This is a genomic window from Collinsella aerofaciens, assembly GCF_040910265.1.
GTDB lineage: Bacteria > Actinomycetota > Coriobacteriia > Coriobacteriales > Coriobacteriaceae > Collinsella > Collinsella aerofaciens_BK.
Genome location: NZ_JBDGAW010000021.1, coordinates 3753 through 22181 on the forward strand (window position 1 = coordinate 3753; position 18429 = coordinate 22181).

General features: G+C 57.4%; 17 protein-coding genes and 3 tRNA genes. 9 read left to right on the plus strand and 11 right to left on the minus strand.

Annotation, left to right across the window (positions count from 1 at the left end; translation table 11 throughout):
* The 10 genes from AB5Z14_RS08285 to AB5Z14_RS08330 form a co-directional block, all read right to left on the minus strand.
* Positions 1–74 (minus strand) — tRNA-Ile (locus tag AB5Z14_RS08285).
* A 4-nt stretch (positions 75–78) separates the two neighbouring features.
* Positions 79–154, minus strand: a tRNA-Ala gene (locus AB5Z14_RS08290).
* Between the two features lie 67 nt (positions 155–221).
* Positions 222–298, minus strand: a tRNA-Ile gene (locus AB5Z14_RS08295).
* 299 nt (positions 299–597) lie between these two features.
* Positions 598–3309: a DNA gyrase subunit A gene (gyrA, locus tag AB5Z14_RS08300; RefSeq protein ID WP_368131047.1), complete on the minus strand. Its 2712-nt coding sequence runs from the start codon at positions 3307–3309 to the stop codon at positions 598–600.
* 185 nt (positions 3310–3494) lie between these two features.
* Positions 3495–5525, minus strand: coding sequence for a DNA topoisomerase (ATP-hydrolyzing) subunit B (gene gyrB / locus AB5Z14_RS08305; RefSeq protein ID WP_117769723.1), 2031 nt, complete (start codon positions 5523–5525; stop codon positions 3495–3497).
* A 103-nt stretch (positions 5526–5628) separates the two neighbouring features.
* On the minus strand, positions 5629–6192 hold the full coding sequence (locus tag AB5Z14_RS08310; RefSeq protein WP_368131031.1) for a DciA family protein: 564 nt from the start codon (positions 6190–6192) through the stop codon (positions 5629–5631).
* Positions 6179–7285, minus strand: a complete 1107-nt coding sequence (gene recF / locus AB5Z14_RS08315; protein ID WP_368131032.1) for a DNA replication/repair protein RecF — start codon at positions 7283–7285, stop codon at positions 6179–6181. The genes AB5Z14_RS08310 and recF overlap by 14 nt, the downstream gene beginning before the upstream one ends.
* A gap of 9 nt (positions 7286–7294) precedes the next feature.
* Complete coding sequence (gene dnaN, locus AB5Z14_RS08320; protein WP_099432409.1) at positions 7295–8398, minus strand: DNA polymerase III subunit beta; 1104 nt, start codon at positions 8396–8398, stop codon at positions 7295–7297.
* Positions 8399–8636: 238 nt separating this feature from the next.
* Positions 8637–10361 carry a DnaA ATPase domain-containing protein gene (locus tag AB5Z14_RS08325; RefSeq protein ID WP_368131033.1) on the minus strand — a complete coding sequence of 575 codons (1725 nt, stop codon included), beginning with the start codon at positions 10359–10361 and terminating at the stop codon, positions 8637–8639.
* A gap of 15 nt (positions 10362–10376) precedes the next feature.
* The gene (locus tag AB5Z14_RS08330; protein ID WP_368131034.1) at positions 10377–11729 is read right to left on the minus strand and encodes an ATP-binding protein; all 1353 of its coding nucleotides are present in this window, start codon (positions 11727–11729) and stop codon (positions 10377–10379) included.
* A 345-nt stretch (positions 11730–12074) separates the two neighbouring features.
* Here AB5Z14_RS08330 and rpmH point away from each other — a divergent pair, with 345 nt between their 5' ends.
* From rpmH to AB5Z14_RS08375, 9 genes are all read left to right on the plus strand, one after another.
* The gene (gene rpmH, locus AB5Z14_RS08335) at positions 12075–12209 is read left to right on the plus strand and encodes a 50S ribosomal protein L34 (protein ID WP_019127408.1); all 135 of its coding nucleotides are present in this window, start codon (positions 12075–12077) and stop codon (positions 12207–12209) included.
* 20 nt (positions 12210–12229) lie between these two features.
* Positions 12230–12568, plus strand: coding sequence for a ribonuclease P protein component (gene rnpA, locus AB5Z14_RS08340; RefSeq protein WP_082435526.1), 339 nt, complete (start codon positions 12230–12232; stop codon positions 12566–12568).
* Positions 12565–12789 (plus strand): membrane protein insertion efficiency factor YidD, encoded by a 225-nt coding sequence (gene yidD / locus AB5Z14_RS08345; protein ID WP_022093804.1) that lies wholly within the window; start codon positions 12565–12567, stop codon positions 12787–12789. Before rnpA ends, yidD begins: the two co-directional genes overlap by 4 nt.
* 29 nt (positions 12790–12818) lie before the next feature.
* Positions 12819–13589: a YidC/Oxa1 family membrane protein insertase gene (locus AB5Z14_RS08350; protein ID WP_055251326.1), complete on the plus strand. Its 771-nt coding sequence runs from the start codon at positions 12819–12821 to the stop codon at positions 13587–13589.
* A 44-nt stretch (positions 13590–13633) separates the two neighbouring features.
* Positions 13634–14203: a Jag family protein gene (locus AB5Z14_RS08355; RefSeq protein WP_022093802.1), complete on the plus strand. Its 570-nt coding sequence runs from the start codon at positions 13634–13636 to the stop codon at positions 14201–14203.
* A 168-nt stretch (positions 14204–14371) separates the two neighbouring features.
* The gene (gene rsmG / locus AB5Z14_RS08360) at positions 14372–15037 is read left to right on the plus strand and encodes a 16S rRNA (guanine(527)-N(7))-methyltransferase RsmG (RefSeq protein WP_368131035.1); all 666 of its coding nucleotides are present in this window, start codon (positions 14372–14374) and stop codon (positions 15035–15037) included.
* A gap of 134 nt (positions 15038–15171) precedes the next feature.
* Positions 15172–15972, plus strand: a complete 801-nt coding sequence (locus AB5Z14_RS08365) for a ParA family protein (protein WP_022093800.1) — start codon at positions 15172–15174, stop codon at positions 15970–15972.
* On the plus strand, positions 15965–16870 hold the full coding sequence (locus tag AB5Z14_RS08370; RefSeq protein ID WP_199408188.1) for a ParB/RepB/Spo0J family partition protein: 906 nt from the start codon (positions 15965–15967) through the stop codon (positions 16868–16870). Before AB5Z14_RS08365 ends, AB5Z14_RS08370 begins: the two co-directional genes overlap by 8 nt.
* Positions 16860–17114: a hypothetical protein gene (locus AB5Z14_RS08375; protein ID WP_117817403.1), complete on the plus strand. Its 255-nt coding sequence runs from the start codon at positions 16860–16862 to the stop codon at positions 17112–17114. Before AB5Z14_RS08370 ends, AB5Z14_RS08375 begins: the two co-directional genes overlap by 11 nt.
* Before the next feature lie 199 nt (positions 17115–17313).
* Here the strand turns inward: AB5Z14_RS08375 and rlmN are convergent, their stop codons facing one another.
* The gene (gene rlmN, locus AB5Z14_RS08380; RefSeq protein WP_368131036.1) at positions 17314–18366 is read right to left on the minus strand and encodes a dual-specificity RNA methyltransferase RlmN; all 1053 of its coding nucleotides are present in this window, start codon (positions 18364–18366) and stop codon (positions 17314–17316) included.
* Positions 18367–18429: the final 63 nt, after the last annotated feature.

Below are 18429 nucleotides of genomic sequence, written 5' to 3' on the forward strand. Positions count from 1 at the left end.
TGGACCTGACAAGATTCGAACTTGTGACCTCCCGGTTATCAGCCGGACGCTCTAACCAACTGAGCTACAGGTCCATCATGGTGGAGGTTAGGGGGATCGAACCCCTGACCTCAGGCTTGCAAAGCCCGCGCTCTCCCAGCTGAGCTAAACCCCCACGGAGACAGTAATAAACACCCCAGCGGCGACTCGGCTCTCGCTGGGGTGTTTATTGCGAAAGAAAGTGGTGGACCTGACAAGATTCGAACTTGTGACCTCCCGGTTATCAGCCGGACGCTCTAACCAACTGAGCTACAGGTCCATCGCGCAAGGGATATATTAGACGAGTCGTTACGCGCGCGTCAACAACTTTTTTGAAAATCTTTGAGGGGTGTCGGCCCCGGCTGCCCGGCGGCATGCGAAGTCGCCTGCTCGGACAGTCCTGCTCGCACGGAGAGCACATTAAGTGCTCTCCGGCTCGTGCGGAACTCGCGATCGACTTCGCATGCCGCCGGGCAGCCGGGGCCGACGCGAGGTTCAAGATTGTCAAAAAAGCGGTCGGCGCGCAGTGCGCCGACCGCCGATATATGGGGTCTGATATTTCCTACCAGCTAGTTCCTCTTACTCGTCTAGGAGATCTTCTGGCATGTCGTTGCCGTCGCCTAGATCGACAGGGGTTTCTTCGGGGGCAGAGCCGTCCTCTGCACCTTCGCCTTCGGGCTTCTCTTTGGCGGCTGTCATGCGGGCGACAGCGCAGATGCGGTCGTTGTCGTCGACGGTCATCATCTTGACGCCCTGGGTAGCGCGGCCAGTCTGGCTAATCTCATCGGTCTTGACGCGAATGACCGTCGCGCCCTCCGTCACGATGAACAGCTCGTGCTGCGGGCCCACCGTCTTCATGGCCGCGAGGTTGCCCTTACGCTCGGTCATTTGGATGGTGTAGACGCCCTGGCCGCCGCGATTCTGCTCCGGGTAGTCCGCGACCGGCGTGCGCTTGCCGTAGCCGCGCTCGGTGATGACGAATAGATCGCCGTTGCCGTTAGTGACTTCCATGCCCAGAACGCTCACGCCGTCCTTCATACCGATACCGCGAACGCCGCTGGTGTCGCGGCCGGTGGCGCGCACCTGCTCCTCGGAGAACATGATCGCCTTGCCCGCGGTGGTGGCCAGGATAATCTTGTCGCCCTCGCGCACGCGGCGGACGTTCAGCAGCGCGTCGTCGTCACGCAGGTTGATAGCGATCAGGCCGTCGCGACGGCTGCGGTCATACGCGCTCATCACGGTCTTCTTGACCATGCCGCTCTTGGTGGCAAACATCAGATACTCGTCGGCGGGGAACTCGCGGCAGCTGATGACGCTCGCGATCTTCTCGCCCTCCTCGAAGGGCAGCAGGTTGACGATCGCGGTACCGCGCGCCTGGCGCGTACCCACCGGCAGCTCGTGCACCTTCAGTCGATAGACCTTGCCCTTGCTCGAGAAGAACAGCACGTACTCGTGCGTGGACGCGATGAACATCTCGTCGATGACATCGTCCTCTTTGAGGTTGACGCCCGACACGCCCTTGCCGCCGCGTTTCTGGGCGCGGTAGGCGGCCACCGGGATGCGCTTGACATAGCCGGTGTGGGTGATGGTCACGACCATGTCCTCGTCGGCGATGAGGTCCTCGACGTCCAGGTCCTTCTCGACCTGGCTGATCTCGGTGCGGCGCTTATCGCCAAACTTCTTGGAGATCTCGCGCATCTCTTCCTTAATGACGCCCAGGATCTTCTCCTCGTGCGCCAGCAGGTCCTCGTAGTAGGCGATGGCGCGGCGCAGACCGTCCAGCTCTTCCTGAATCTTGTCGCGCTCCAGGCCGGTCAGGCGGCGCAGCTTCATCTCGAGGATGGCCGTGGTCTGCTCGGGCGTAAAGCCAAAGCGCTCGATCAGGCGGCTGCTGGCCTCGGAGTCGGTCTGCGAGGAGCGGATGATGCTGATGACCTCGTCGATATGGTCGAGAGCCATCAGGTAGCCCTCGAGGATATGGGCACGCGCCTGGGCCTTCTTGAGGTCAAAGCGGGTGCGGCGGGTGACGACGTCGACCTGGTGGTCGATATAGTGCTGCAGCATCTCGCGCAGGCTCAGGCATTTGGGAACGCCGTTGACAAGCGCCAGGTTGTTGGCGCCGAAGGTCGTCTGCAGCGAGGTGTATTTGTACAGGTTGTTGAGCACGACCTGCGGGATGACGCCCTTCTTGAGCTCGATGACCAGACGGATGCCCTTCTGGTTTGACTCATCGCGCATATCCGAGATGCCCTCGATGCGCTTGTCGTTGACGAGCTGGGCGATCTTCTCCTGCAGGGTACCCTTGTTGACCATGTAGGGAATCTCGGTAAAGACCAGGCGGCTGCGGCCGGTCTTGGTGGACTCCACGTGAGCCTTGGCGCGCACGGTAATGGAGCCGCGGCCGGTCTCGTAGCTCTGCTTAATGCCGGCGCTGCCCATGATGATGGCGCCGGTGGGGAAGTCCGGACCGGGCATGATCTGCATGAGCTCGTCGACGGTGGCGTCGGGGTTGTCGATCAGGTAGCAGGTGGCCTCGATCGCCTCGGTGAGGTTGTGCGGGGCGATGTTGGTGGCCATGCCGACGGCGATGCCCTGGCTACCGTTGACCAGCAGGTTGGGGAAGCGCGCAGGCAGTGCCACGGGCTCGGCGAGCGATTCGTCGTAGTTGGGCTGCCAGTCGACAGTATCCTTCTGCAGGTCACGCAGCAGTTCCATGGCGGGCTTGGCCAGGCGGCTCTCGGTGTAACGCATGGCTGCCGCGCCGTCGCCGTCGATGTTGCCGAAGTTGCCGTGACCGTCGATAAGCGGCGTGCGCATGGAGAACCACTGCGCCAGGCGGACCATGGCCTCATAGACCGCGGAGTCGCCATGCGGGTGGTACTTACCGATAACTTCGCCGACCGTCCAGGCCGACTTCTTGTGTGGGCGGTTGGGGTAGATGCCGCTCTCGTTCATCGCGTACAGAATGCGGCGGTGCACCGGCTTTAAGCCGTCGCGCACGTCCGGCAGGGCGCGCGCTGTGATAACCGACATCGAATACTCGATGAACGATTGCTTCATCTCGCGACCGAACTCCGAAATCTGGAGCTGGCCGCCGTTGATATCCTCGCCGGCCGAGGCGCCACGGTCGACTTCGCCAAAGCTCTCCTCGAGCTCGGCGTCGTCGTCTTCTTCCTCATCATCATCGGCATCGGGGTTATAGGCGTCCGGATCGCCGTCCTCGCCCTGCTCGGCACGGGCAAGCAGGCGCTTCAGATCGTCGGGCATACCAGCATCGCCGGCCTCGTCCATACCCTCGTTATTGTTGATATCGTCTGCCACGTTACCTCCTCATGGTTTGCGTGGTCCATTAGTTCCCTGCCACGGAGACGGCTTTTCCAGGTGCCGCAGATTCGCTCGAAAGAGGCGGGAAGCGTACTTGGGTACGCGACCGACGATTGAGGGCGAAGGTGCGGTGGCTGGGAAAGCCGAACAGGTTAGGCGTCTAAGAAGCGTGCATCATGTGCGTGCTTCTCGATGTACTCACGGCGATAGCCGACCTCGGAACCCATCAGCTCGCGCACGGCGCGGTCTGCCACCACGGCATCCTCGATCGACACGCGCTGCAGGATGCGGGTCTTGGGATCCATCGTCGTCGAGGCGAGCTGCTTGGGGTCCATCTCGCCCAGACCCTTGTAGCGCTGGACGGTATAGCCCTTGCGCTTCTTGGTGATCTTGCCATCCTTGGCCTTGCCGTCTTCGTCGTTATCGTCGGGGTTCAGACCCAAACTCTGGATGGTGTCGCGCAGGATCTCGTCTTCGGGCTGGCGGCCGTTGGGATACACGTAGTGGATCTTGTTGCGCACCTTAATGCCAAAGATGGGCGGGCAGGCAACATAGACGTAGCCGGCATCGATCAGCGGACGCATGTACTTGTAGAAGAACGTCAGCAGCAGGATGCGGATATGCGCACCGTCGACGTCTGCATCGGTCATGATGATGATCTTGTGGTAGCGCGCCTTGGTGATATCGAAGTCGCCGCCGTCGCCGGCACTCGTCGTGACGCCGCAGCCGATCGCGGTAATCAGCGACTGGATGGTGTCACTCGAGAACGCGCGATGGTCACCAACGCGTTCGACGTTCAGAATCTTGCCGCGCAGGGGCAGAATCGCCTGGATGTCTCGGCGACGGCCGTCCTTGGCCGAACCGCCTGCCGAGTCGCCCTCTACGATGAAGAGCTCGGTCAGCTCGGCATCGCGCACCGAGCAGTCAGCGAGCTTACCGGGCAGGGATGCCGTCTCGAGCAGGCTCTTGCGGCGGGTCGCCTCGCGCGCCTTGCGGGCGGCGTTGCGCGCCTTGCAGGCCTGTTGCGCCTTCTTGACGATCTCGCGGGCGGGCTTGGGATGCTCCTCGAGGTAATCGGCGAGGCCGTCGGTCACGATCTTGAGCGTGAGCGCGCGCATATAGGAGCTACCGAGCTTGGCCTTGGTCTGGCCCTCAAACTGCGGATCGGGCAGCTTGACCGAGATAACGGCCGAAAGGCCCTCGCGCACATCGTCGCCGGTCAGGTTGGCGTCTTTTTCCTTGAGCAGGTTCTGTTTGCGCGCGTAGTCGTTGATCACGCGGGTGAGCGCGGTGCGGAAGCCCTCAAGGTGCATGCCGCCCTCGGGAGTGTAGATGTCGTTGGCAAACGACATGACGTTCTCGCCGTAGCCGCTATTCCACTGCAGGGAAACCTCGACCTCGCCCATCTTGGCCACAGGCGCGTCCGGGTCCGATTTGCCCTCGATGTAGATGGGCTCCTTAAAGGCCTCAGGGACGTCCTTGCCCTCGTTGAGGAACTTGACGAAGTCGATGATGCCGCCCTCGTAGCAAAACTCCTCCACGTGGGGAGTCGCCTCGCGCTCGTCGGTCAGCACGATCTTGAGGTTCTTATTGAGGAACGCCGTCTCCTGCAGACGGTTGTGCAGCGTATCGAAATCGTAGATGCAGGTCTCGAAGATCTCGTCGTCGGGCCAGAAGGTGACGGTGGTGCCCGTCGAATCCGAGGTGCCCACGACCTCCATCTTCTTGACGGTCTTGCCGCGCGAGAACTCCATCTCGTAGGTGTTGCCATCGCGACGAACCTGAACGACCACGCGCTTGGACAGTGCGTTGACGACGGAGATGCCCACGCCGTGCAGACCGCCCGAGACCTTATAGGCCGAGTTATCGAACTTACCGCCGGCGTGCAGGATCGTCATGACGACCTCGAGCGTCGGGATCTTTTTAACAGGGTGCTCGTCGACGGGGATGCCGCGCCCGTTGTCGACGACCGTGATGGAGTTGTCGGCGTGGACCGTCACCTGGATCTCGGTGCAGAAACCGGCCATGGCCTCGTCGACGGAGTTGTCAACGATCTCCCACACCAGGTGATGCAGACCGCTGGCGCTCGTCGAGCCGATATACATGCCCGGGCGCTTACGAACGGCCTCAAGACCTTCGAGAATCTTAATCTCGCCGCCATCGTAATCGTTTTCGTTTGCCACACGTCCTCCTTCAGTCAAGAAAATGTGTACAGCCTTACTAGTTTATCGTAAAAAAACCCTCGGGAACGAGGGTATTTGGCTCTACAAGGCCACCAGATGCGATTTAAGGCTCTTTTTTGCTTTGCACGCCCTTGGCCCACTCGGCACTGGCTCTCATGGCATTCTCGAGGGCCTCGCGCAGTTTTTGGTCTTCGATGGGCGCCACTTGGCGCTCGATCTCGGTACGCTCGGCCTCGCTTAGGTCGGCGTGCGGGGCCGGCGGTCGCTCGGTCGGCGCCGGGCGCAGGCGTTCCTTGGCGGCGGGCGGCGTGTGACCGGGCGCGGTGGTTTTGAACACCAGGCCGTCCACATGCGCACCGGCACGCTCCATGCGCGCGCGGATGATCTCGCGCAACAGCGTCATTTCCTGCGTCCACGAGGGCGAGTCGAGATATACCAGCAGCTCATTGGACTCGGGCAGGTAGCGCAGTCCCGTCACATGCCGTCCCTCGCGCGTGCCCGAGCACACCGCGTTCCATGCGCGATAGACCGTGCGCGACTCCTCGGCGGCCTCCATCTGCGCACGGCGCTCAGGGGTCGCAGCCGCCAGGATGCGCTGACGTTCTGCGTTCAAAAACCCGCTGAAGGCGACCGTTTCGCTCTCGCGCTCGTAATTAGCACGCCTCACCCATGCTCACCACCTTGGCTCGATCAAGCAGGTCATCGGTAAAGTACCCCAGGTTGGTCGTGGTTATGACCGTCTGGATATCATCGCCGATCAGCCGCAGGAAAGCGCCGCGACGCTCGCCGTCGAGCTCGCTCATCACGTCGTCCAGAAGCAGCAGTGGGGCGGTGCCCAGGACATCGCGAGCCACGGCAACCTCGGCCACCTTCCAGGACAGCACCAGCGTGCGCTGCTGTCCTTGGCTGGCAAATGAACGGGCGGAGCGACCAGCCACGGTGAACTCGATCTCGTCGCGATGCGGTCCCACCAACGTCACGCCGCGGCGAATTTCCTCGTCGGCATGCTCGTCAAGGGCGGCCAGCATGCGCTCGTACGCCCAACCCTTCAGCTCTTCGCGATCCTCGACCTGGGGCAAATCCCCCAGCGTGGACGCATAGGTCACGTTGGCGGTCTCACCTGACGCCACTTGCCCGTAGGCAGTGCGCACATGGCCCGCCAGCCGGTCGAGCAGGGCCAGCCGGTGCACGAGCAGGGCCGAGCCCGCGCGGGCAATCGAATCGTTCCACGCGCCGAGCATCTCGCGGCAGCACCAGGCCTCCTTGAGCAAGGCGTTACGCTGGGTCACGCAGCGCCCATAGGTGCTCGCAAGATCGGCATAGCGTGCGCTCAGTTGCATGCCAAAGTCATCGAGGGCGGCGCGGCGCACACTGGCGCCTCGCTTAACCATGTCCAGATGGTCGGGGCAAAACAGCACGCTCGGCAGAACCCCGCGCACACCGGCGGCAGAGCATCTCTTGCCGTTGCGACTAAACGAGCGTTTACCGTCCTCCGCGCTCAATCCCATATCAAGCACGCGGCCGTCGCCCTCGAGCCTCAGCTCTACCTTGCACGAGCCCACGCCGTCATGGACGAGCTCGGCTGCGGTCGGATGCCTAAACGAGGCGCCGCTCGTCAGCAGCTGCAGCGCCTCTATGAGATTGGTCTTTCCCGCCGCGTTGGGTCCCGCAAGTATCGTCACGCCCTCGTCCAGGGCAAGGCGATAGCTATCGAAGCTGCGGTAGTGCGCGACGGAAAGATCGCGGGCGAACATGGTCATAGCGCAGCGCTAGATGCGGACCGGCATGACCAGGTACAGGTAGTTGATCTTATCGTAGGACTTAAAGATGCCCGCCTGCGAGTAGCTCTTGAGCTCCAGCGTGATCTCCTTCTCCTTGGACAGGGCATTGAGGCAGCCGAAGATGTAGTGGTAGTTGAAGGCGATGGTGCCCGACTCGCCCTCGGCCTCGACATCGATCGTCTCCTGCGCAAGGTCCTGGTCATTGGAAATGGAGGACAGGCCCATCTGACCGTTCTCGACATCGATCTCGAACTTGACGGCGGGGTTGGCGCTCGCGATAACGGCCACGCGCTTGAGGGCGGCGTTAAAGGCGGCGACGTCGATCTTGACGCTCGTCACGCACGAATCGGGGATGAGCTGCTTGTAGTTGGGGTACACGCCCTCGATGCGACGCGACACGTAGGTGGTGTTGCCGGCCTCGAAGACGACCTGGGTGTCGGTAGCCCCGATCATGATGGTCGCCTGGCTGGCCATGATGTTCAGCGCGTCGTTAAAGGCGTCAGCCGGAACGTTGAGCTCAAAGGAGCCCTCGAGGGTCGAGGTCTCGACCTGCGTATCGCACACGGCCAAGCGGAAGGAATCGGTCGCCACCAGGCGTACGGTGTTGTTCTCGACCTTCATGTGCACGCCGCCCAGGATGGGGCGAGCCTTGTCGGTCGAGGTGACGCGCCACACGCGGCCGACCATTTCGGACAAGACATCGGTCGGCAGCTCCACGGCACTCTCGATGGCATAGGCCGGAAACTCGGGGAAGTCATTGGCATCGAGCGTGTTCAGGCGGAAAGAGCTCTTCTCGCAACCAATCAGCACCTGGCGCTCGGACAGCTCAAAGGTGACCGGGGCATCGGGGAGGGTCTTGGTGATATTGGAGAGCATCTTACAGGGAATAACCATCTCGCCCTCTTCTTCGACATGCGCCGCGATGCGATGACGGATCGAGATGGTGTAGTTAGAGGTCTGGAATTCCAAGATGCCGTCTTGGGCCTTAACGAGCACGCCCGACAGGATGGGGAGGGTGGATGCCGAAGCGACACCCTTCATAACGACGCCGATGGCTTGTGTAAGCGAGCTCTGGCTGACGGTGAACTTCATCTTTTAATACCTTTCTATAGATATAAATATCTTAATAATAGTAATAGCACTGACGAAACTGTTGATTACTCCCAAAGACGCAGGTCAGACCCAGAAAGAGAATCGACAGCAACCTGCGTGCAACAGGGGTGGTTTTCCACGTTCAAAACCTGCGCAAAACTTTTCATCACCGCGGGTTGGGTTTTAGACACCTTATGCCCGTGGTTTCGACAAGTTTTCAACAGGTGTCTCTATTTCCCTACGAGCGCAGTGTAATTTTATCGCGCAGCGACTTGAGGTCTTCGGTGACGGTGCGGTCTTCCTGGATCATCTTCTGGACCTTTTTGTAGCTCGTACTGACGGTCGAGTGGTTGCGGTTGCCAAATTCGGCGCCCACCGCCGTGGTCGTCATCTCGCACATCTCGATGGCCAGATAGATGGCAATATGGCGTGCTTTGGCGATATTGGCGTTGCGACGCGGGCCGATGAGCTCCTCGTGCGTCACGCCGTACTGATCTTCGATGACGGACTGAACCGTCTGGACGTTGATCTTTTTGGCCGATGTGTCGAAGTACTGGCTGGCGATGGCGTCGATATCGTCAAAGGTGAGCTCCCCGCCCTCGCGCTCGCGGTCGCCCGCCTCGCCGGCGCAGCGCTCGCAGAAGCTCTCGAGTTCGCGGATGTTGGTGCCCGACACCTCTGCCATGTGCTTAAAGTGCTCGTCGGTCAGGTGCCCGCTGTCGCCCCCATAGGCCGCCAGCAGCGAGTCGTCGCCTGCCTCGGGAGCGGCGACGATGGTGTTCTCGTAATAGCGCTGCAAGATCTTATATTTCATCTCGTAGCTGGGCTCTGCGACCAGGCAGAGCATGCCGGCGTTGAAGCGGCTGGTCAGACGCTCGTCCATACTCAGGTCCTTGGGGGCGCGGTCTGCCGCGATGACGACCTTCTTGTTGTTGCGGATGAACTCGTCCATGAGCTGGAAAAAGTAGTCCACGCTCGCGCGCTTGCCGATGATGTTTTGGATGTCATCGATGATGAGCACGTCCACGCCGTGGTATGCCTGCATGATGGGGGCGTTGCTCTTCTTTTGGCGGTCGAACTCGGTCATCAGGTCGTCCAGATATGCCTGGGAGTTGGCATACTTGACCTTGATCTCGGGCGACTTCTCGGCGAGCTCGTTTTTGATGGCAAGCAGCAGGTGCGTCTTGCCCAGGCCCGATTTGCCGTAGATGAACAGTGATGTGCACGTGCCGCGCTCGTCCGCGAGGGCGGCAAACTTGAGTGCCGAGCGATAGGCATGGCTGTTCTCGGGGCCGTAAACAAAGTTCTCAAAGGTAAATTTTGAGTTCGCGGCGAGCGGGGCTCCATCCGTATTCTGCTCGGCCAGTACGGTCGGTGCTGGCATGGGTGAAGCGGGGGTCGCGGCTTGCGTGGACTTAGTCGGCGCTCCGCCCTTCATCTGGTTCATCATGCGACGAAAATCATCGGCCGAGAGCGTGTTCTTGATTGCAATTCCCGAATCCGCGCCCGCCGCTGCGTCGTGAGCGATAGGCATGTGCGTGACGGGTGCGTTCGTTGACGTCGCCGCCGCGGTCGGCAACGGTGCCATGGTTTCACGGGAAACATCGCTGTGCTGGTGCTCGATTGTCGGCGCGTCGCCTGCGGAGGCCGGCGCCGCCGGGGAAGCAGCGGGAGCCGTGGCGGGCGCCGTCGCGGCAGCAGATTCGGCCGTTGCGCCTTGCGGTGCCACGATGTCGAGCGCAATCGGTGCAAAGGCGATTTCTTCCAGATAGGCCTCAATAGTCGGCTGATGCTTTTTGAGCTGCGCGATGGCAAAGCGCGAGGGGGCCTCGATCGTGAGCGTATCTTCGGTCAGGCTTATGGCGCGCGATTGCCCCAGCATGTTGATGAGGCGTGCATCTTGGCCGTCGCGCTGGCAAAAGGCGATGGCATCCCCCAGGATGATGCTTGCTTCCTCGTCCACTGTCTCTCCCGTTCTTTAGCTCTGAGCTCGCACGCGAGCGGCGCCGAGTTCGGTCAGATGGTATTTCTGGCCATGCTTGATGACCAAGCCGGCCTGCGCCAAGTCATTGAGCGTGCGTGACCAAGTGGGGGCCGAGTTTCCAAACGCCCTCGCCAGATCGGTAGCACCGCACGCTTGATTTTGCGCCAGATAGCCCAGCGCGGCGTTGCCGCGATCGCTTACGAACACGTCCGGTTGTGGCTGCGCATACTGATTTGCTGCATTAGGATACATCATTTGAACTGCTGGTTGTTGAGAACTCTGCATCGGCGGCATTTGCTGTTGAAAACTTTGAGGCCACTGTTGGTAAGGCTGCGGAGGCATCTGCTGGGCCCAGGGGTTGTACTGCTGCTGCGGCATCTGCTGGTACGGCTGCTGATATCCCTGCTGGTACTGCTGCGGGAACTGCTGGCCATACCCCAGTGGCGGCATCTGCTGATATGGATATCCCTGTTGGTACGGCTGATAGCCCATTTGCTGGCCACCCGGCGCCCCCGTCGCCTGCTGCATCGCTGCTGCATCCTGATCCGCCAGCGGCATGGCCTCTGGCACGTTTGGCGGCATCGACACCGATGCCGCCTGGGGCTCTTGTGTACGAAGCATTCCGGGCTGCTGCATCTGTCCCACGCGGGGCTGCATCTGCTGCGTTGCCATGGGCTGCTGCGCAAAAGCTCCCGGCAGGGGATATGTGGGCTGCTCCGTCTCGGGCCGCACGGCAGCACCGCGTCCGCCGGCGCGTTCGATTTCCTGCACGCGCTTAGGGTCCAGGCTTACCGTAACCACGGTGCCGTTGCCCATGTTGTCCTCGATGGACACGGCCCCGCCGGCGTTTTCCAAATACTCCTGCACCATGGGAAACCCTGCTCCGGTTCCACGGATGTAGCGCTTCATCTTGCTGTTTGCGCTGGTAACGCCAAAGTCGAAAGCGCGCTCCTTGTCGTCGATGCCGGGCCCCTGATCGGCAAAGCGGATGGTGTCTCCGCCGTCCAGAATCGAGATGATGGGCTCGGCAAAGTGCGCGTGGATAAAGTTTTCGACAATCTCGCGGATGACCATGAGCGAGATATGGCCACCTTGCTCTTTCATGCACTGGTAGACGGTGTTGGTCGTCTCTTCCAAATACGTGCGGACATCTTGCGGATCAATGACGATCACACGCGGTGTCGACAGCATGTCGTCATAGACGGCGATGCGCGCGGCGTACATGGCTTTCGGCGCCTGCGTGGTCGTCTGCTCGCCTTCCTTACGCTCTTCGCGCACGCCGGTGATGTGCTCGTTGTCGGGTGCCGGGTCTCCGGAATCGACCATGGTGTAAAAGTCGTCAGACATGCCGCTCGCAATCTTTCAAAAGGTTTCGAACAAATAGTAGCTCACCGTGCAATGTTTCTCATCTTTCGACAACTTTTCAAAACCTGTTGAAAACTTTGGAAAACGGACGAAAAGTTCTCAACATTGCCAACATGACCTGTTGAAAACTCGATGAAATATCGTGAAAAGTTGCCATGCACCGCTAAATCGAGCTCGGCTTATGGGGGAACCGTGTGAACTGCGCAACCTTTTACCTTTGATTTCTTGACATTTGAACATTGATTTCCCTACAATCTTCAAGCTCACGTGTCTATATCTGCGTCCGCGCCCCCGCGGACACTCGAAATGCAGCAGGAGGAACTTAAGATGAAGCGTACGTATCAGCCTAATAAGCGTAAGCGTGCCAAGACCCATGGCTTCCGTGCCCGTATGGCCACTAAGGGTGGTCGTGCCGTGCTCGCCCGTCGTCGCGCCAAGGGCCGCAAGCGTCTCACTGTCTAGCAGCGATACACACATCTCGCATGAAGACTATTAAGTCTCGGCAAGATTTCGAGCATGTGTTCAGTCAGGGGCGTCGTTTCAATCACCCTCTGATTCGAATGACCATATGTGAATCGGTTGGCGAAGGCGACTCCGGAAGGGTCGCCTTCGTTGGTGCTAAACGGCTCGGTTGTGCTGTCGTGCGCAACCGTTCTAAGCGTGTGATGCGCGAGGCCGCCCGCAGCTGTGGATTTCCCGTTGCGGGTTATGACATCATCTTGTTCGCAACTCCCAAGACGAGGGTTTCCTCGCCGCAGGAGATGGACAATGCATTGCGTTCGCTTATGAAACGCGCCGGCGTTGCCGGGGAGGAGCGATGAGCAATCACGTTTTGCGACGTGTTGCCATCGCTCCTATTCGCATATATCAACAGGTTATTTCGCCCTTATTGCCTGACGCCTGCATTTATTACCCAACGTGCTCGCAATACGCCGTCCAGGCGATTGAGAAGTACGGTGTTTTGAGAGGCTGCTGGCTTGCCGTGAGGCGCATCGCTCGCTGCAATCCCCTGCACGTCGGCGGTTATGACCCTGTGCCCTAGCGGGCACTCGCTATCGGAGGAAAACTTACATGTGGGATTGGATCGTTAACATCCTTTTCGAGCTGCTCAAGCTCATCCAGACCTTTGCGGTCGACTGGGGCCTGTCCATCATCATCCTGGTGGTCATCATCCGTCTGCTGCTGACGCCGCTTATGCTCAAGTCGACTAAGTCGACGGCACGTATGCAGGTGCTGCAGCCCAAGATGCTCGAGATCCAGGAGCGCTATGCCGACGATCCCCAGCGTCAGGCCGAGGAAATGCAGAAGTTCTACAGCGAGAACAAGTTCAACCCGATGGCTGGTTGTCTGCCGCTGTTGATTCAGATGCCTGTCCTGTTCGCCCTCTTTACGCTGCTGCGTAACCTGCCGGACTACTTTAACGACGGCACGTTCTCGTTCTTTAATATTCTGCCCGACCTGACCACCACGCCGAGTGCCTCCTTTGCCGATGGCTTTATGGTCGCGCTGCCTGCGCTGGTCTGCCTGATCCTGTTCGCTGTCCTGACCCTGATTCCGCAGCTCTATATGTCGCGCAACCAGACTGGCCAGCAGGCTCAGAGCATGCGTATGATGGCCGTTGTCATGACGGTCATGATGCTTTGGATGGGCTGGAGCCTTCCCGTTGGTGTTCTGCTGTACTACGACGTCTCGTCTGCTTGGCAGGTTATCCAGCAGATTTTTGTGACGCAGAAGGTCATCGACAAGGCGAAGGCCGATGAGGAGGAGCGTCTTAAGAACGCGCCGCTGCAGGTTGAGGTCACTCGTCGCGAGAAGAAGCCGCGCCCGCACAAGAAGAAGTAGTGGGATATCAATCTTATTTAGGTACCTAACCTTTGGAGTACGTTATGTCTGAAGAGATCATCGAGGATATGCTTGAGGAGGTTGCCCCGCAGGTCGCGGGCGATTATCCCGAGATTGCACAGCGCTACAAGGCCGGTGAAGAGCTGACCGATGAGGAGCTCGACACCATTGCCGATGTTGCGATTTCCATCCTGCGTTCCATCCTTTCGCACTTCGATGCCGCCAACTCTCCTATCGATGAGTATGAGGGCGACGAGGGTGAGCTGATTTTGGATGTAACGGCTCCCGACCTTGCTGTTCTCATTGGCCGTCATGGTCGCACCCTTGATGCCCTTCAGGTTATGTTCTCATTGCTGGTGAGCCGCAAGCTCGGCTTTAGGTATCCGGTTGTAGTGGACGTCGAGGGATACAAGAGCCGCCGTCAGGACAAGGTTGCCTCCATGGCTCAGTCTGCTGCCGAGCGTGCCATCCGCACTCATAAGAGTGTTTCGCTTCCGCCCATGAATGCCTACGAGCGCCGACTGGTTCACATTGCACTTCGTGGCAATGACGCCGTCGATACTCATTCTGAGGGTTCTGATCCCGATCGCCATGTGGTGATTGTTGCTCGATAATCTACTCGAGCTTATGCTAAGGGGACGTGGTTTCCACGTCCCCTTTTTTTGTCAAAAGTTCTCGATACACTGATTTTTGTCAGAAAGGAGCTTTCGTTGTTAGTACTTACTGATCAGCAGGCTGACGAGATGTTGAGTCGTCTAACTTCCTATTGCAAAGAGTATTCCTTGAGCGTAACTGATGTTGAGCTGAGGAAATGTATTCAGCATTTGGATTTGGTTCTGGAAACAAATAAGACAACCAATCTCACCCGTATTCTTAACATAGAAGATGCTGCGGTTCTTCATATCCTCGACTCTCTTGTTTTGCTCCCTTATATCAATAAGGCTCCTGAGGGAGCTTTGCTCGATATGGGAACAGGTGCGGGCTTCCCCGGTATTCCTTTAACCATAACCACGCATCGTAAAGCTACTTATATTGACTCTGTTGGCAAGAAGGTTGATGCTGTCAATTCTTTTGTCCATGCTCTTGGATTGAAACATGCTCATGCGGTCCATGATCGTCTTGAAGAATATGCTCGAAGCCATAAGAAGCAGTTCTCTGTCGTAACCGCCCGCGCACTGGCTTCTCTACCGATTCTTGTTGAGTATGCAGCTCCGTTCCTCAAGGATGGAGGGCTATTTGTTATCACCAAGGGTAATCCTTCGGATGAGGAGCTTGCTTCCGGCATGTCAGCAGCTAAGATTTGCGGCTTCACTTTGCTTCTGAATGACACAATCGATTTGCCTGAGGGCTTGGGCCACAGGGAGTTCATTGTTCTTAAAAAGAGTCATCCAGCATCCGTTTCATTGCCTCGTGCAAATGGCATGGCAAAGAAGAATCCGCTTGCCTAGATGTTTCACGTGAAACATAATGGATACTAACAACTTGCAGTGTTTCACGTGAAACATGGCGGTTGATATCGAATCGGAATGTTTCACGTGAAACATCCTCCGTTTGACAGCTTTAATACACACCAGGAGGGACCGTGGGATTTCGCGACGTTAAGCGTTCTAAGAGCGCAAAAGACACGCGTATCATTGCAATCATCAATCAAAAAGGCGGCGTCGGTAAGTCAACGACGGCTGTAAACCTTGCAGCAGCACTGGGTGAGCAGGGTCGTAAGACACTGATTGTCGATTTTGATCCGCAGGGAAACAGCACCAGTGGATTTGGTATTGAAAAAGAAGACCTTGATCACTGCATCTATGATGCATTGTTGAATGATGTGCCGGCAGAATCGCTTGTTCTTGATACAAATTGCAAAAAGGTATTCGTAATTCCAGCTACGATTCAGCTTGCAGGTGCCGAAATTGAGCTCGTAAGCGCAATTGCTCGTGAAACCCGCCTCAAAGATTTGCTTGAGCCGATTCAGGACGAGTTCGATTTTATTTTCATTGACTGTCCTCCTTCGCTCGGCCTGCTTACTATCAATGCCTTGACCGCAGCAGATAGCGTTTTGATTCCAATCCAGTGTGAGTATTACGCACTCGAGGGCGTTACGAAGCTGCTTGAGTCAATGAAGATGGTCAAATCACGTCTGAACAAGGGCCTAGACACCTATGGCGTGCTTATGACCATGTATGACTCACGTACTTCTTTGTCGAATCAGGTTGTTGAGGAAGTTCAATCGTACTTTGGTGATAAGGCGTTTAAGACACTGATTCCCCGTACGGTTAAAATCTCCGAAGCTCCGTCTTTTGGAGAACCGGTAATTACCTATGCACCTCAAAACAAGGGTGCAAAAGCGTATATGAACCTTGCAAAAGAGGTGATCAAGCGTGCCTAGTGCAAAGAAACGTGGTGGATTGGGACGCGGACTCAATGCTTTGGTCTCAGAGGCTGAGTATGAGACCGGTGGTTCTGCTGCATCTGCTTCAAATGCCGCATCTGAAACAAAACTACCTATTGAGGATATCGTTCCCAACCCTAATCAACCGCGAATTCACTTTAATGAAACTGAACTTCGCGAGTTGAGCGAGTCAATCCAAGAACATGGCGTTTTGCAGCCGCTCTTGGTTCGCAAGCATGGAAACGGCTATGAGATCATCGCTGGTGAGCGTCGTTACCAGGCGTCAAAGCTTGCTGGTCTTGAGGAGCTGCCTGTCATCATTAAAGATGTTAATGATGAAGAGATGCTGGCGCTTGCTCTTATCGAAAACCTTCAGCGTTCTGATCTGAATCCCGTCGAAGAGGCTAAGGGATATCGCCAGCTCATCGATGCTAGCGGTATGACCCAGGAGGCATTGTCGAAGGCCGTAAGCAAGTCACGCTCTGCAATTACAAACTCGCTGCGCCTTCTCGATCTCCCCGAAGTAGTTCAGCAGATGATTTTTGAGGGTAAACTTACTGCTGGTCACGCACGTGCGATTCTTGCAGTTCCCTATGAGGATGCTCGAATTCGACTTGCCGAGAAGGTTGTTGCGGAGGGCCTTTCCGTAAGAGCGACAGAAAATCTTGCTCCATTGTTTTCTGCCGGAGAGACACCTAAGACGCCGCGGCCTGCAACGCCTCAGTCTTTTAAAAAGGCTGCGCGTGTACTCCGTCAGGTATTTAATACCAACGTGCGTGTGAAGAGCTCGCGTGGAAAGAATAAGATTGAGATTGAGTTTAAAGACGAGGAAGAGCTCTCTCGTATTCTTGGTGAAATGATTCAGTTTGATCAAGGAGGCCAAGATGAGGAATAAGATTTTTACTGCGATTGCATTGGTGACGACTGTCGCGGCTGGTGCCTTTGCTGGCTATAAGATCGCGACAGACGATGAACTTCGAGGTCGTTTGCTTCGTGGCGCGCAAGATATCGTTGATACATCCAAGAAGAAAATGGATGTAATGACAGAAGATGTTGCCATGCGTACTGCTCAGGTAACGAAGAATCCCAAGATTAATCAAGGTTGGGTTAGCAACCAATGGGAAAATGTAGGTTATTAGGTACCTAACAATTACTCAGCATAATTTTATGGGTCCTTGTCTGATTCACGAGACAAGGACCCCTTATTTTGGTCGTAAAAAATTGGATAGGTGGCAACTAATCCAAAATTGAGGTCGATAAATGAAACGGCCCCGGTTGCATATCCTGCAACCGGGGCCGTTCGACGTTTCACATGAAACGTTTTGGAGTGCGACTCCCCTATGCGTTCTTCTGAACTTTGAAGCGCTGTTTCAGCTGCCCGCAAGCGGCGTCAATATCGTTACCACGGGAGTTACGAATCGTGGTCTCGATGCCACGGGACTCAAGACGACGCTGAAGATCCTCAACCTTATGAATCGGTGACGGCTTGAGCGGGCTGCCCTCGATGTCGTTAAGTTGAATCAGGTTAACGTGGCACAGCGTTCCCTCGCAGAAGTCGCAGAGTGCCTGCATCTCGGGGTTCGTATCGTTGACGCCTTCGATCATGGCATACTCATAGGTCGGGCGGCGGCCAGTCTTCTCGGTGTAGAGCTGAAGCGCTTCGTGAAGGCGAAGCAGCGTGTACTTCTTAACACCGGGCATGAGCTTATTGCGCGTCGACTGGATGGCGGAATGCAGGGAAACGGCAAGAGTGAACTGCTCGGGGATATCGGCAAATTTACGAATACCGGGAATAACGCCGCTGGTAGAGACGGTGAGGTGACGAGCGCCGATACCGATGCCATCGGGGTCGTTGAGGATGCGCAATGCCTTGAGAACCTCGTCGTAGTTGGCAAACGGCTCACCCTGGCCCATGAAGACAACGCTTGTGGCACGCTCGCCAAAGTCGTTGGATACATGAAGCACCTGGTCGACGATCTCTTGAGCGGTCAGAGAGCGCTTGAGGCCGTTGAGACCGGTAGCGCAAAAGGCGCAGCCCATGCCGCAGCCTGCCTGGGTGGAAACGCAGACAGAAAGCTTGTTACGACGGGGCATGCCGACAGTCTCGACGGAAATGCCATCGTGGTACTCGAGCAGATACTTGCGCGAGCCATCTTTGGAAACCTGCTTGGTGAGTTCAGTCGGCGTTTCAAAGGCAAAAGCCTCCTTCAGCTGCTCGCGGAAGGCTTTGGGAAGGTTGGTCATGTCGTCAAACGAACAAACGTTCTTCTCAAAGACCCATTCGATGAGCTGCTTCGCGCGGAAGGCGGGCTGGCCAAGCTCGGCCACGAGCTCGCGAATATCGTTTTGGCTCAAGTCGCGAATGTCTTGAGATTTAGTCCTGGGATTCATGGAAGCCTTTCGATTTTGGGGAAACGTAGAGGGTATCGCTACAATATGGTATCAGCTGCAGAA

Excerpts from the sequence above, each read along its gene's own strand:
- dnaN (WP_099432409.1), bottom strand. The coding sequence starts at position 8,398 with ATGAAGTTCACCGTCAGCCAGAGCTCGCTTACACAAGCCATCGGCGTC.
- AB5Z14_RS08330 (WP_368131034.1), bottom strand. The coding sequence starts at position 11,729 with ATGTCTGACGACTTTTACACCATGGTCGATTCCGGAGACCCGGCACCC.
- rlmN (WP_368131036.1), bottom strand. The coding sequence starts at position 18,366 with ATGAATCCCAGGACTAAATCTCAAGACATTCGCGACTTGAGCCAAAAC.
- yidD (WP_022093804.1), top strand. The coding sequence starts at position 12,565 with ATGAGCAATCACGTTTTGCGACGTGTTGCCATCGCTCCTATTCGCATA.
- AB5Z14_RS08375 (WP_117817403.1), top strand. The coding sequence starts at position 16,860 with ATGAGGAATAAGATTTTTACTGCGATTGCATTGGTGACGACTGTCGCG.
- AB5Z14_RS08350 (WP_055251326.1), top strand. The coding sequence starts at position 12,819 with ATGTGGGATTGGATCGTTAACATCCTTTTCGAGCTGCTCAAGCTCATC.
- gyrA (WP_368131047.1), bottom strand. The coding sequence starts at position 3,309 with ATGGACGAGGCCGGCGATGCTGGTATGCCCGACGATCTGAAGCGCCTG.
- rnpA (WP_082435526.1), top strand. The coding sequence starts at position 12,230 with ATGAAGACTATTAAGTCTCGGCAAGATTTCGAGCATGTGTTCAGTCAG.
- AB5Z14_RS08355 (WP_022093802.1), top strand. The coding sequence starts at position 13,634 with ATGTCTGAAGAGATCATCGAGGATATGCTTGAGGAGGTTGCCCCGCAG.
- recF (WP_368131032.1), bottom strand. The coding sequence starts at position 7,285 with ATGACCATGTTCGCCCGCGATCTTTCCGTCGCGCACTACCGCAGCTTC.
- rpmH (WP_019127408.1), top strand. The coding sequence starts at position 12,075 with ATGAAGCGTACGTATCAGCCTAATAAGCGTAAGCGTGCCAAGACCCAT.